The following is a 13,487-nucleotide window of genomic DNA, read 5'->3' on the forward strand; positions in this document are numbered from 1 at the left end:
ACATGGCTGCCACCGGCGCACCCACGAAAATCACCCAGGGATCCCAGACCAAGGGCGGCATCGGCGAGTCCACGCTCCGCCCGGACGGCACCCTCAAGGTCACCGGCGAGTTCGCGTACTCGTCCGACATGTGGCACGAGGACATGCTCTGGGGCCAGATCCTGCGCTCCACCGTCGCGCACGCCGAGATCGTCTCCATCGACACCGGCGAGGCCCTCGCCATGGCGGGCGTCTACGCGGTCATGACGTACGACGACCTGCCCACCCAAGTGCGCACCTACGGCCTGGAGATCCGGGACACCCCGGTCCTCGCGCACGGCAAGGTACGCCACCACGGCGAACCGGTCGCGATCGTCGCCGCCGACCACCCGGAGACCGCGCGCCGCGCCGCCGCCAAGATCAAGGTGGAGTACCGGGAGCTGCCCGTCATCACCGACGAGGCCTCCGCGACCGCCCCCGACGCGCTCCTCGTCCACGAGAACCGCGACGACCACCACGTCGGCCACGTCCCGCACCCCAACATCGTGCACCGCCAGCCGATCGTCCGAGGCGACGCCGACGCGGCAGCCGCCCGCGCCGACGTGATCGTCAAGGGCGAGTACTACTTCGGCATGCAGGACCAGGCCTTCCTCGGCCCCGAGTCCGGCCTCGCGGTGCCGTCCGAGGACGGCGGCGTCGATCTCTACATCGCCACCCAGTGGCTCCATTCCGACCTGCGTCAGATCGCGCCCGTGCTCGGCCTGCCCGAGGACAAGGTGCGCATGACCCTGTCCGGCGTCGGCGGCGCGTTCGGCGGGCGCGAGGACCTGTCGATGCAGATCCACGCCTGCCTGCTGGCGATGCGCACCGGCAAGCCGGTCAAGATCGTCTACAACCGCTTCGAGTCCTTCTTCGGCCACGTCCACCGCCACCCGGCGAAGCTCCACTACGAGCACGGCGCCACCAAGGACGGCAAACTCACGCACCTGAAGTGCCGCATCGTCCTGGACGGCGGCGCCTACGCCTCCGCCTCCCCGGCGGTCGTCGGCAACGCCGCCTCCCTGGCCGTCGGCCCGTACGTGGTCGACGACGTGGACATCGAGGCCATCGCCCTCTACTCCAACAACCCGCCCTGCGGCGCGATGCGCGGCTTCGGCGCGGTCCAGGCGTGCTTCGCCTACGAGGCGCAGATGGACAAGGTGGCCGAGGAACTCGGCATGGACCCGGTGGAGTTCCGCCGGATCAACGCCATGGAGCAGGGCACCGTCATGCCCACCGGCCAGCCGGTCGACTCCCCGGCGCCGGTCGCCGAACTGCTCCGCCGCGTCAAGGCGATGCCGATGCCTCCGGAGCGCCAGTGGGAGTCCAGCGAGGGCGCCGACGTACGGCAGCTGCCCGGCGGCCTGTCCAACACCACGCACGGCGAGGGCGTCGTCCGCGGCGTCGGCTACGCGGTCGGCATCAAGAACGTCGGCTTCTCCGAGGGCTTCGACGACTACTCCACGGCCAGGGTCCGCGTGGAGGTCGTCGGCGGCGAGCCGGTGGCCACCGTGCACACCGCCATGGCGGAGGTCGGCCAGGGCGGCGTCACCGTCCACGCGCAGATCGCCCGCACCGAACTGGGCGTCACCCAGGTCACCATCCACCCGGCGGACACCCAGGTCGGCTCGGCCGGCTCCACCTCCGCCTCCCGGCAGACGTACGTCACCGGCGGCGCCGTGAAGAACGCCTGCGAGCTGGTCCGCGAGAAGGTCCTGGAGATCGGCCGCCGCAAGTTCGGCTCCTACCACCCGGCCTGGGCCACCGCCGAACTCCTCCTGGAGGGCGGCAAGGTCGTCACCGACGGCGGCGAGGTCCTCTCCGACCTCGTGGACGTCCTGGAGGGCGAGGCCGTCGAGGTCGAGGAGGAGTGGCGGCACCGGCCGACCGAGCCCTTCGACCTGCGCACCGGCCAGGGCAACGGCCACGTCCAGTACTCCTTCGCCGCGCACCGCGCCGTCGTCGAGGTCGACACCGAGCTGGGCCTGGTCAAGGTGATCGAGCTGGCCTGCGCCCAGGACGTCGGCAAGGCGCTCAACCCGCTCTCCGCCATCGGCCAGATCCAGGGCGGCACCATCCAGGGCATGGGCATCGCCGTGATGGAGGAGATCGTCGTCGATCCCAGGACCGCGAAGGTCAGGAACCCTTCCTTCACGGACTACCTGCTCCCCACCATCCTCGACACGCCGACCATCCCGGTCGACGTGCTCGAACTCGCCGACGACCACGCGCCGTACGGGCTGCGCGGCATCGGCGAGGCACCCACCCTGTCGTCGACCCCGGCGGTCCTCGCGGCCATCCGGAACGCGACCGGGCTGGCGCTCGACCGCACGCCGGTACGACCGGAACACCTCACCGGCACGGCGTGACAAGGACTCCGGGCGGCGCACGGAACGTCACACACTCCGCGCCGCCCGGAGCACAGCCCGAGTACCGCTCCGCTCGCGGTGCTTGAAGCACGACCGCACACGCATCACTGCACGCGCACCACAGCAGGCCGCAGCACTGCACATGCACCACAGCAGACCGCAGCACTGCACATGCACCACAACACGAGCATCACTGCACACGCACCACCGCACACGCGTTCGCCTCGGGCCGTCCCCCGGGTCGTACCCATCCCAAATCCCGCGACCGCCCCGGCGGTCGACTCGGGTGCACCTATGAACCTTGGGAGACGGCCCCATGACCCAGCAGTCAGTGGAGCCCAAGACCACCGCCGAGGACGCGGGCGCGGGTTCCCGCGTCCCCGCCGGCCGGTCTTGGCTCGACCGGTACTTTCACATCACCCACCGAGGATCCACCGTCGCGCGTGAGGTGCGCGGCGGTACCACCACCTTCATGGCGATGGCGTACATCGTCCTGCTCAACCCCGTCATCCTGTCCGGCAAGGACGCCGCCGGGGACACCCTGGGCCAGAAGGCCCTGATCACCGCGACGGCGCTCGCCGCGGCGGTCACCACGCTCCTCATGGGCTTCGTCGGCAAGGTGCCCCTCGCCCTGGCCGCCGGACTCTCGGTGTCCGGGGTGATCGCCGGGCAGGTCGTTCCCCAGATGACCTGGCCGCAGGCCATGGGCATGTGTGTGATGTACGGCGTGGTGATCATGCTGCTCGTGGTCACCGGGCTCCGCGAGATGATCATGAACGCCATCCCGCTCGCCCTCAAGCACGGCATCACCATGGGCATCGGCCTGTTCATCGCCATCATCGGCCTGGTCAAGGGCGGTTTCGTCCACGCGGGCAAGGCGACCCCGCTCACCCTCGGCCCCGCCGGAGAACTCGCCGGCTGGCCCGTCCTGCTCTTCGCGGGCACCCTGCTCCTGATCTTCATGCTCCAGGCGCGCGACATGCCCGGCGCGATCCTGATCGGCATCGTCACCGGCACGATCGTCGCCTCCGTACTGAACGCCACCGGGGTCATCGACCCGAAGCAGTGGGCCAACGGTGCCCCCGAGCTGCACGGCAGCGCCGTCTCGATGCCGGACTTCTCGCTCTTCGGCGACCTGGAGTTCGGCGGCTGGGGCGAGGTCGGCGCGATGACGGTGGGCATGATCGTCTTCACGCTGGTGCTGGCCGGGTTCTTCGACGCGATGGCCACCATCATCGGCGTCGGCACCGAGGCGAAGCTCGCCGACGACAAGGGCCGGATGCCGGGCCTGTCGAAGGCGCTGTTCGTCGACGGCGCCGGCGGCGCGATCGGCGGTGTGGCGGGCGGCTCCGGCCAGACCGTCTTCGTCGAGTCCGCGACCGGCGTCGGGGAAGGCGCCCGCACCGGACTCGCCTCGGTCGTCACCGGCCTGTTCTTCGCGGCCTGCCTCTTCTTCACGCCGATCACCGCGATCGTGCCGCAGGAGGTCGCCTCCGCCGCCCTGGTCGTCATCGGCGCGATGATGATGATGAACGCCCGGCACGTCGACTGGGCCGACCGGGCCACCGCGATCCCGGTCTTCCTGACCGTCGTCCTGATGCCGTTCACGTACTCCATCACCGCGGGTGTCGCCGCCGGCGTCATCTCCTACGTCGCCATCAAGGCCGCCCAGGGCAAGGCCCGGGAGATCGGCGCGTTCATGTGGGCCCTGACGGTGATCTTCATCGTCTACTTCGCCCTCAACCCGATCGAGAGCTGGCTGGGCGTGCACTAGCCGCTGCCCGGGAACCCGTCATCCACCCTTCGTCAAAGGAGACCGACAGATGCTGGACATCGCCGAGGAGCTGGACCGGTGGGTCGAGCAGGGACGCGACTTCGCCGTGGCCACCGTGGTGGCCGTCGGCGGCAGCGCCCCGCGCCAGCCCGGCGCCGCCCTCGCGGTGGACGCCGACGGCACGGCGATCGGCTCGGTCTCCGGCGGCTGCGTGGAGGGCGCCGTGTACGAGCTGTGCCGGCAGGCGTTCCAGGACGGCGAAACCGTCGTCGAGCGCTTCGGCTACAGCGACGAGGACGCCTTCGCCGTGGGTCTGACCTGCGGCGGGATCATCGACATCCTCGTCACCCCGGTACGGGCGGACGACCCCGCCCGTCCGGCGCTGGCCGCCGCGCTCGCCGCCGCCGCGCGAGGTGAGGCGGCGGCGGTGGCGCGGATCGTGCGCGGCCCGGCGGAACTGACCGGCCGCGCGCTCGTCGTCCACCCGGACGGCACCCGTACCGGCGGTTTCGGCGCCCACCCCGAGCTGGACCGCACGGTGGCCGCCGAGGCGGGCGCCTTCCTGGACGCCGGCCGGACCGGCACCCTGGAGATCGGCGAGCGGGGCTCGCGTTGCGGAGCGCCGCTCACGCTGCTGATCGAGTCCTCGGTCCCGGCACCCCGCATGATCGTCTTCGGCGCGATCGACTTCGCCTCGGCACTGGTCCGCGCCGGCAAGTTCCTCGGCTACCACGTGACGGTGTGCGACGCCCGCCCCGTCTTCGCGACGCAGGTCCGCTTCCCCGACGCGGACGAGATCGTCGTCGAGTGGCCGCACGAGTACCTGCGCCGCACCGAGGTCGACGCGCGCACCGTGCTGTGCGTCCTGACCCACGACGCCAAGTTCGACGTACCGCTCCTCAAGCTCGCCCTGCGCCTGCCGGTCGCCTACGTCGGCGCGATGGGCTCCCGCCGCACCCACCTCGACCGCGAGGCACGCCTGCGCGAGGTCGGCGTGAGCGACCTGGAGCTGACCCGCCTCAGGTCCCCCATCGGCCTCGACCTCGGCGCCCGCACCCCCGAGGAGACGGCCCTGTCCATCGCCGCCGAGATCGTCGCGACCCGCCGCGGCGGCACGGGCGCCTCCCTGACCGGCGCCCACACCCCGATCCACCACGACGGGCCGTCGTCGCCGGCGGGGCGCATCGAGTCGGTGGCCTGATCAGGGCCGACTCCTGCTTGACCCTTGACCCGCAGCTCCCAGGCTGGGAGCGCGAGGATCGGGAGGCGGCCGGCGGAGGCGTAGAGCAGCTTGCCCTCGTCGGGATCGTGGACCGCGTAGACGGAGGTGGCGATCTGGCTTGCCGTAATCTCGGCGGCGAGGCCGTCGGGCAGATGAAGCACCTCGTGCGGCGGCAGGTCGAGCCGAGCGTAGGCCCGACGTACGACTTCGAGGTTCCCGACTCGGCGAAACCGGGGGACGAGCGCAAGTGATCTCGGCACAGGCATGGGCAGATGCTCAACGACTGTGGGACTTCCAGCGAATGGGCCATGAACCGCGCCCCTGCTCCGTAGGGATCGGGCTGGGCAGCCATGATCTCGGCGTCGCGGAGACGACCGCCGATCTGTACCACCGGGGCATGATGCCGCTGGTCGTCTTCACCGGAGCGACCAGCCGCACCACTCGCGACCGTATGCCGCGCGGAGAGGCTGAGCACTACCGTGAGCGGGCGGTGGAGTTGGGGGTTCCGGCCACTGCGATCCTCGTTGAGCCGCGGGCGCGGAACACGGGGGAGAACATCACCCTCTCCCGTGCGCTGCTCGAAGAGCAGGGGATCGACACATCCTCCGTACTCCTCGTCAGCAAGCCGTACGAGGAACGTCGCGCCTACGCAACGGCCCGGAAGCTGTGGCCGGGGGTGGAATTCGTCAGCGCGTCGGCCTCCATGACCCTTCCCGCGTACGTCGACCGGATCCAGGACGCACGGCTGGTCGTCGACATGCTCGTCGGCTCGCTGCAGCGCTTGCTGATCTACCCCGCGCAAGGCTTCATGATCACGCAAGACGTGCCGGACGGAGTCATCCGCGCGTACGAACGGCTTGTAGCGGGTGGCTTCACGAGCCGCCTCGCGCCGCGGACGAGCGCAAGAAGCTGACCTGAGGGCGGCAGGCAGTGCCGAACGCGCTCTCCGGTGGCCTGCAAGGGAGGCATCAGTCCTCCGAGACGTCCGGCTGAGGCGGGCCTGGACCCCGGCGCCAGGCCCGCCACCGTCACCATCCCGCTACACGTGGGGCCGGCGGGCCCAGACGGGCCCCCGCGTACACGGTGGCCCGACAAGCGGATGCGCGTTGACCAGCGAAGGACCGCACCCCTACCTGGTCAGCGACACCTCCGCGACCACCGGCCGGTGGTCCGACGCCACGGCCTCCGCCGGGACCGAGGCGCCGCGCACCCGCACGCCCTCGCCCACGGCCACGTAATCGATCCGCTTGACGGGTGCCGCGGCCGGATACGTGCCACCGGTGCCCGTGCCGGCGTCGCGCAGCTCCCGCCAGAGCGGGGCCAGTTCGGGAGCCGTCGGCTCGGCGTTGAAGTCGCCCAGCAGCACCTGCCGTGCCCCCGGCAGCTCCGCCCGCTCCCGCGCCATGATCCGCCGCGTGTCGGCGACCTGCGCCACCCGCACCGCCGGGTCGGACCGGTAGTCAAGGTGGGTCACGAACACCTGTACCGGCACTCCGCGCACCTTGAGCGTCACCTCGCCGAACCCGGGCGCGGGTGCCGGCACCGGGGTCTGGTCCTGCGTGGACAGGCGTGTGATCTCGTGGTTCGTCGCGGAGCGGACCGGGTAGCGGGACAGCACCGCCACGCCGTACTCGCGCCGCGGGTCGCCGGCCTCCACGGGGTCGAGGCTGTAGATGGGGGCGAACGACACCCGCATGCCGAGCCGGCGCCCCAACTCCTCGGCCGTGTCCAGCCCCTGACTGCGTGCACCCCAGTGCACGTCGACCTCCTGGAGGCCGATCACGTCCGCGTCGAGGGCGCGCAGTGCGGCGGCCTGCCGGTCGAGGTCGAAGACGCCGTCCGATCCGGTGCCGGCGTGGATGTTGTAGGTGGCGATGCGCAGCGGGACCGCGGCGCCCTCTCCCTGGTCGGCGGAGGCGGCCGGTGTCGCCACGGCCAGGCTCAACAGGGCAGCGGTCACGGACAGTTGGACGAGGGTGCGTGCTCTGGCAGACATGCCGGCACGGTACGCGGGAAACGCCCGCCGCGAGGCTTGCGGCGCGATCCCGTCCGCGACCCGTACCCCGTACGCCACCGGTGGTTCACGGACGCCGCAGCAACTGGTTGACCGTGCGGCCGAAGACGTACCGCCCCGCGCCGCCCAGCGCGCCGTCGAAGGCGGACGGCAGGAGACGGACCCGCAGCTCCTCGCGCCACACGACGCGGGTGCGGCCGCCGGGGCCGGGACGGACCTCGATCTCGGCCCAGCCCCCGACCAGTCGGCCGCGCTTCTCCAGCCGGCACAGACCGGGGGTGTCGTCCTGCGGTGGCTGCCAGACGGTCACTTCCATCCGGTCGTCGAAGGTGAGCGGGCCGGCACCCGTACGGGCCACGATCACCGTGCCCGGGCGGGTGGGCCCGGGGGTGGTGACGGTGACCCGGGTCAGGGGCACGGCGTCCCCGTGCCGTTGCCACGCGGTGAGCCGGCGCCAGGCCTCGTCGAGGGGGAGCGGGGCGGTGCGTTCGAGCGAGAAGATGGCCACGGAGCGATCGTAGGGAACCGGCCGCGTGACCGGGCGTAGGGCCTAGCGGTAGACCTTGCCCGGCTCGGCCTTCCCGGGGGCCAGCAGCTGGGGCACCGTCACGAAGACGTAGCCGCGCTTCTTGAGCGCGTCGATGATCCCGGGCACGGCGGGCACGGTGCCGTCGTAGAGGTCGTGCAGCAGGATGATGCCGTCCCGGGACGACTGCTTCAGGACGCGTTCGGTGATCAGGTCGGAGTCGTTCGTCGTGTAGTCCTTGGCGGTCACGCTCCACAGCACCTCCGCCAGCCCCAGTTCGCGGCAGATCTCGTGCACCGTGTCGTTGGTGCGGCCCTGCGGCGGGCGCATCAGGGTGGGGCGCCGCCCGGTCAGGCGCTCTATCTCCTTGTCGGTGCGCTCCAGTTCCTCGCGTATCTCGTCCGGTTCGGCGTCCGTGAGGATCTGGTGCGTCCAGGTGTGGTTGGCCAGCTCGTGACCCTCGTCGGCCATGCGTCTGACCAGCTCGGGGTACGTGTCGATGTGCCGTTTGCCGAGCAGGAAGAAGGTCGCCGGGACCTTCTTCTCCTTGAGTATGTCGAGCAGCCGGGCGGAGTGCTCGCTCGGTCCGGCGTCGAAGGTCAGCGCGATGCACTTGACGCGGCCGCAGTCGACGGTGCCGAACCCGGCCTGTGCCCGGGTGCCCGCCGCGCCCCGGACGGAGCTGGGGGAGGCCGTCTCCAGCTTCGTACAGCTGCTCAGTGCGAGTGTCAGTGAGGCGGCGGCCGCGAGTGTCGCGAGTGCACGCAACCTGGTCCCCGTTTTGGTCATCTTCCCGGTCAGCGAAGGCATGCGAGGACTATACATAGCGAGTATATACGCAGTTTATAGTGGTTGGTCGAATGTATGTTCGAGGTAGTGGGGCCGTTCATCGGGTTACTCAGCCGGCACGCACGTGACGCCGAGAGTGAGGAGGACCCCGTGAGCGAGAGCCCCGTGGGCGGCAGCCCCTTGAGCGGACGCGTCTGGCGCCGGGCCCTGGTGACCGGCGGAGCCGGGTTCGTGGGATCCCACCTGTGCGGCCGCCTGCTGGCGGACGGCGCCGACGTCGTGTGCCTGGACAACCTGGCCACCGGCTCCCGCGGCAACGTGGCCGAACTGGAGCGGCACCGCGGCTTCCGGTTCGTCCACGCCGACGCCACCGACCCGGCGGCCCTGCGCGGCCTGCCCGGCCGGTTCGACCTGGTCCTGCACTTCGCGTGCCCCGCCTCGCCCGCCGACTACCTCCGGCTGCCCCTGGAGACCCTCGACGTCGGCAGCACCGGCACCCGCAACGCCCTGGAGCGGGCCCGCGCCGACGGCGCCCGCTTCCTGCTCGCCTCCACCTCCGAGGTCTACGGCGACCCGCTGGAGCACCCGCAGCGCGAGACGTACTGGGGCAACGTCAACCCGATCGGCCCCCGCAGCGTCTACGACGAGTCCAAGCGCTTCGCCGAGGCCCTGGTCACCGCCCACCGCCAGGTGCACGGCACCGACGCCGCCATCGTCCGCATCTTCAACACCTACGGCCCCCGCATGCGCACCGGCGACGGCCGCGCCGTGCCCACCTTCATCGCGCAGGCCCTGGACGGCATGCCCCTCACCGTCGCCGGCGACGGCGGCCAGACCCGCTCCCTGTGCTACGTCGACGACACCGTCGACGGCGTCCTGGCACTCGCCGCGTCCGGCGAGACCGGGCCGGTGAACATCGGCGGCACCGACGAGATCACCATGCTGGAACTGGCCCGCCGCGTCGTCGAACTCACCGGCTCCGGCTCCCGGATCCGCTTCGTGGAACGCCCCGTCGACGACCCCGCCCGGCGCAGGCCCGACACCACCCTGGCCCGGGAACGGCTCGGCTGGCAGCCGCGGGTCGGCTGGAGCGAGGGGCTGGAACGGACCATCGGCTGGTTCGCGCACTCCGTCGCGGCCTGACCCCCCACCGCGGACACTCACAGACGGTGACATGTCCGGTCATATCCGGAACCGAGTTGTCTCCAAGTGTTTGAGTCAGCCGCAGTGCGGCACCCGCGAGCCCAGAGAGACGCCAGTAGTCGCCCGGGACGGAGCACCCCCCATGCGCATCCTCGGTATCAACGCCCTGTTCCACGACCCGGCCGCGGCACTCGTCGTCGACGGCCGGACCGTCGCGGCCGCCGAGGAAGAGCGCTTCAGCCGCCGCAAGCACGGCAAGCGCCCGGTGCCCTTCTCCGCGTGGGAGGTACCGGAGCTGTCGGCACGGTGGTGTCTGGAGCACGCCGGGGTGCGGCCGGAGGAACTGGACGCCGTCGCGTACTCCTTCGACCCGGGGCTCGCCCGGCCCGCCCGTGACATGGGCCTGGACGACCCCTGGGACCCGCTGCGGCTGGAGTACGCCCGCCGCGCCCCCGAGTTCCTCGCCGAGGCGCTGCCCGGACTCGACCCCGACCAGGTCGTCTTCGTCCCGCACCACGTGGCGCACGCCGCCTCCGCCGGACCCGCCTCACCACACCCCGACAACGACGTCCTCGTCCTCGACGGGCGCGGCGAGTCCGCCTCCCACCTGGCCGGCCGCTACCGCGACGGCAAGCTCGACACCCTCGCCACACAGGCCCTCCCGCACTCCCTCGGCCTGGTCTACGAGGAACTCACCGAGCACCTCGGCTTCCTGCGCAGCAGCGACGAGTACAAGGTGATGGCCCTCGCCTCCTACGGCACCCCCCGCCACCTCGACCGCCTGCGCGAGCACGTCCACGCCACCGGCGACGGCGGCTTCCGCGCCCACGGCGTCGACTGGGCGGCCCTCGCCCCGGCCCGCGCCAAGGGCGAGGACTGGACGAAGGACCACGCCGACCTCGCCGCGAGCACCCAGGCCGTACTGGAGGAACTGCTCCTCGAACTCGTCCACTGGCTGCACCGCGAGGCCCAGGGAGAGGCGCTGACCATGGCGGGCGGCGTCGCGCTGAACTGCGTCGCCAACTCGAGGATCGCCGCCCGCGGCCCGTACCGGCACGTGTGGGTGCAGCCCGCCGCCGGCGACGCGGGCACGGCCCTCGGCGGCGCCCTGCACCTGGCCGCGCAGGACGCCGTCCCCGAGCCCATGCCCGGCGCCGACCTCGGCCGGGGCTGGAGCGACGAGGAGATCCGCGCCTGGCTGGAGACGGCCGCGATCCCCTACGAGGAGCCGCACGACATCGCCGAGACCGTCGCCGAGGAACTCGCCCGGGACGGGGTCGTCGCCTGGTTCCAGGGCCGCAGCGAGTTCGGGCCGCGCGCCCTCGGCCACCGCTCCCTGATGGCCCACCCGGGCCGCGCGGAGAACCTGGAGCGGCTCAACCACGTCAAGGGCCGCGAGGAGTTCCGTCCGGTCGCGCCGATGGTGCTGGCCGACCGCGCCGCCGACATCTTCACCGGGCCGGTCCCCAGCCCGTACATGCTCTTCGTGCACGACGTCGCCCCAGCCTGGCGCGACCGCATCCCCGCCGTCGTCCACGTCGACGGCACCGCCCGCATCCAGACCGTCGAGGAACGCCGCGAGCCGCTCGTCGCCCGCATGCTGAACGCCTTCGAACGACGCACCGGGCTGCCGGTCGTGGTCAACACCAGCCTCAACACCGCCGGGCGGCCCATGGTCGACGACCCGCGCGACGCGCTGGAGTGCTTCGGCTCCGCACCCGTGGACCTGCTGGCCATCGGACCGTTCGCGGTGCGCCGGGGGAAGGCGTTCGCATGACCGGCACACCCGCGACCGGCGGCCCCGGGACGGGCTACGCCGTGGTCGTCCCCACCCTCGTGCGCGACACGCTGGCCGACTGCCTGGCCGCGCTGGCCGCCGCGACCGGACCCGGCCCCGACGAGATCATCCTCGTCGACGACCGGCCCGACCCCGAGGCGGACCCCGGCGCGCTGGAACACCCGCTGAGCGTCCTCGGCGACCTGCGCGAGCGCACGGTGGTGCTGCGCAGCGGGGGCCGCGGGCCCGCCGCCGCCCGCAACACCGGCCTCCGCGCGGTCACCTCGCCCTGGACCGCCTTCCTCGACGACGACGTCCAGGTCGGCCCGCACTGGTGCGACCAACTCGTCCAGGACCTCGCCGAGGCGGCCCCCGACACCGGGGCCGTGCAGGGCGTCATCGCCGTCCCGCTGCCCGGCGAGCGCCGCCCCACCGACTGGGAGCGCGGCACCGCCGGACTCGCGCGGGCGCAGTGGATCACCGCCGACATGGCCTACCGCACCGACGTGCTCAAGGAGGTCGACGGCTTCGACGAACGCTTCACCCGCGCCTTCCGCGAGGACGCCGACCTCGCGCTGCGCGTCCTCGACGCGGGCTGGCGCATCCGGCGCGGCCGCCGCACCACCCGCCACCCCGTGCGCGACGCCTCCCGCTGGGTGTCCCTGAAACAGCAGCGCGGCAACGCCGACGACGCCCTGATGCGGCGGCTGCACGGCCCCGACTGGTGGGCCAAGGCGGTCGCGCCCAAGGGCCGGATACGGCGCCACGCGGCGATCACCGCCGCCGGCGTGGCCGCCCTCGCGCTCGCCGCCGCCGGCCGCCCCCGCACCGCCGCGCTCGCCGGACTCGGCTGGGCCGCGGGCACCGCCGAGTTCGCCTGGGTCCGCATCGCCCCGGGCCCGCGCACCCGCCACGAGGTCACGACCATGCTGGTCACCAGCGTGCTCATCCCGCCCGCCGCGACCTGGCACCGGCTGAGCGGACTGTGGCGCCACCGTGCCGCCCCCGCCTGGCGGGAGGTGGCCGCATGAGCCCCGTCAAGGCCGTGCTCTTCGACCGCGACGGCACCCTCGTCCACGACGTCCCCTACAACGGCGACCCCGAGCGGGTCCGGCCCGTCGAGGGCGCCCGGGAGGCGGTCGCGCTGCTGCGCGCACACGGCATCCGCGTCGGCGTCGTCACCAACCAGTCCGGCGTCGCCCGCGGCCTCGTCAGCGACACCGACGTCCGCCGCGTCAACCGGCGGATCGACGACCTGATCGGCCCGTTCGACGTCTGGGCGGTCTGCCCGCACGGCCCCGACGACGGCTGCCACTGCCGCAAGCCGCGGCCCGGCCTGGTCCTCTGGGCGGCCGGACGCATCTGCACCACCCCCGCCGACTGCGTCGTCATCGGCGACATCGGCGCCGACACGGAGGCCGCCGAACGCGCGGGCGCCCACGGCATCCTCGTCCCCAACGCGCGGACCCGCCCGGAGGAGACGGCCACCGCGGCCCACGTCGCCCCGGACCTCCTGACCGCCGTACGGGCGGTACTCGCCGGCCCGCCCCGGGGCCGGGTCCTCGTGGACGAACGCCCCGTCGAGGCGGCGTTCGGGACGGACGGCGACGGAACGCGGCAGGAGGGGGCGCCCGCCACGGGCGTGGGGGGCACCGCGACGGCCGCTGCTGCCGAGGGAACCGCTTCCGCGTCCGGTTCCGGGTCTGGGCCTGGGGCGGCCGGGGCTGGTGCCGTGGTGGGGCCCGGTGGGAGGCCGCGCAGGGGCGTGGATGGTGCCGCGTCAGCCGCCGGCGCCGACGGGACCGCCCCCGGCGCCGACGGGACCGCCCCCGACCCCGCCTTGGCGTCGGCTCCC

At 72.6% G+C, this 13,487-nt stretch carries 10 protein-coding genes and 2 pseudogenes; 8 read left to right on the forward strand and 4 right to left on the reverse strand.

The window, feature by feature from the left end:
- The first annotated feature begins 2 nt into the window (after positions 1-2).
- From ACZ7G3_RS18105 to ACZ7G3_RS18115, 3 genes are all read left to right on the forward strand, one after another.
- Positions 3-2,387: a xanthine dehydrogenase family protein molybdopterin-binding subunit gene (locus ACZ7G3_RS18105; protein WP_470926645.1), complete on the forward strand. Its 2,385-nt coding sequence runs from the start codon at positions 3-5 to the stop codon at positions 2,385-2,387.
- A 316-nt stretch (positions 2,388-2,703) separates the two neighbouring features.
- Entirely contained in the window at positions 2,704-4,161 is a 1,458-nt protein-coding gene (locus ACZ7G3_RS18110; RefSeq protein ID WP_426599331.1) for an NCS2 family permease, read from the forward strand.
- 49 nt (positions 4,162-4,210) lie between these two features.
- Positions 4,211-5,362, forward strand: a complete 1,152-nt coding sequence (locus ACZ7G3_RS18115) for an XdhC family protein (RefSeq protein WP_470926646.1) — start codon at positions 4,211-4,213, stop codon at positions 5,360-5,362.
- Between the two features lie 49 nt (positions 5,363-5,411).
- Here the strand turns inward: ACZ7G3_RS18115 and ACZ7G3_RS18120 are convergent.
- Positions 5,412-5,586 (reverse strand): annotated as a pseudogene (locus ACZ7G3_RS18120) (SpoIIE family protein phosphatase); the annotation flags it as partial.
- Between the two features lie 44 nt (positions 5,587-5,630).
- On the opposite strand from ACZ7G3_RS18120, the gene ACZ7G3_RS18125 reads away from it, so the two are divergent.
- The gene (locus ACZ7G3_RS18125; RefSeq protein WP_470926648.1) at positions 5,631-6,296 is read left to right on the forward strand and encodes a YdcF family protein; all 666 of its coding nucleotides are present in this window, start codon (positions 5,631-5,633) and stop codon (positions 6,294-6,296) included.
- Positions 6,297-6,512: 216 nt separating this feature from the next.
- Here ACZ7G3_RS18125 and ACZ7G3_RS18130 read toward each other — a convergent pair whose 3' ends face one another.
- The 3 genes from ACZ7G3_RS18130 to ACZ7G3_RS18140 all read right to left on the reverse strand — a co-directional run bounded on the left by ACZ7G3_RS18130 (position 6,513) and on the right by ACZ7G3_RS18140 (position 8,733).
- Complete coding sequence (locus ACZ7G3_RS18130) at positions 6,513-7,379, reverse strand: endonuclease/exonuclease/phosphatase family protein (protein WP_470926650.1); 867 nt, start codon at positions 7,377-7,379, stop codon at positions 6,513-6,515.
- A gap of 85 nt (positions 7,380-7,464) precedes the next feature.
- Entirely contained in the window at positions 7,465-7,905 is a 441-nt protein-coding gene (locus tag ACZ7G3_RS18135; RefSeq protein WP_470926651.1) for an SRPBCC family protein, read from the reverse strand.
- Positions 7,906-7,947: 42 nt separating this feature from the next.
- Positions 7,948-8,733 carry a polysaccharide deacetylase family protein gene (locus tag ACZ7G3_RS18140; RefSeq protein ID WP_426599326.1) on the reverse strand — a complete coding sequence of 262 codons (786 nt, stop codon included), beginning with the start codon at positions 8,731-8,733 and terminating at the stop codon, positions 7,948-7,950.
- Positions 8,734-8,862: 129 nt separating this feature from the next.
- Here ACZ7G3_RS18140 and ACZ7G3_RS18145 point away from each other — a divergent pair, with 129 nt between their 5' ends.
- From ACZ7G3_RS18145 to ACZ7G3_RS18160, 4 genes and pseudogenes are all read left to right on the forward strand, one after another.
- Complete coding sequence (locus ACZ7G3_RS18145; protein ID WP_470926653.1) at positions 8,863-9,855, forward strand: UDP-glucuronic acid decarboxylase family protein; 993 nt, start codon at positions 8,863-8,865, stop codon at positions 9,853-9,855.
- Between the two features lie 142 nt (positions 9,856-9,997).
- Positions 9,998-11,632, forward strand: a complete 1,635-nt coding sequence (locus ACZ7G3_RS18150) for a carbamoyltransferase family protein (RefSeq protein WP_470926655.1) — start codon at positions 9,998-10,000, stop codon at positions 11,630-11,632.
- Positions 11,629-12,663, forward strand: a complete 1,035-nt coding sequence (locus ACZ7G3_RS18155; RefSeq protein ID WP_470926657.1) for a glycosyltransferase — start codon at positions 11,629-11,631, stop codon at positions 12,661-12,663. The genes ACZ7G3_RS18150 and ACZ7G3_RS18155 overlap by 4 nt, the downstream gene beginning before the upstream one ends.
- Positions 12,660-13,226, forward strand: a pseudogene (locus ACZ7G3_RS18160) (D-glycero-alpha-D-manno-heptose-1,7-bisphosphate 7-phosphatase); the annotation flags it as partial. The gene ACZ7G3_RS18155 and the pseudogene ACZ7G3_RS18160, both read left to right, overlap by 4 nt.
- Positions 13,227-13,487: the final 261 nt, after the last annotated feature.

Source organism: Streptomyces sp. NPDC037271 (assembly GCF_055603605.1).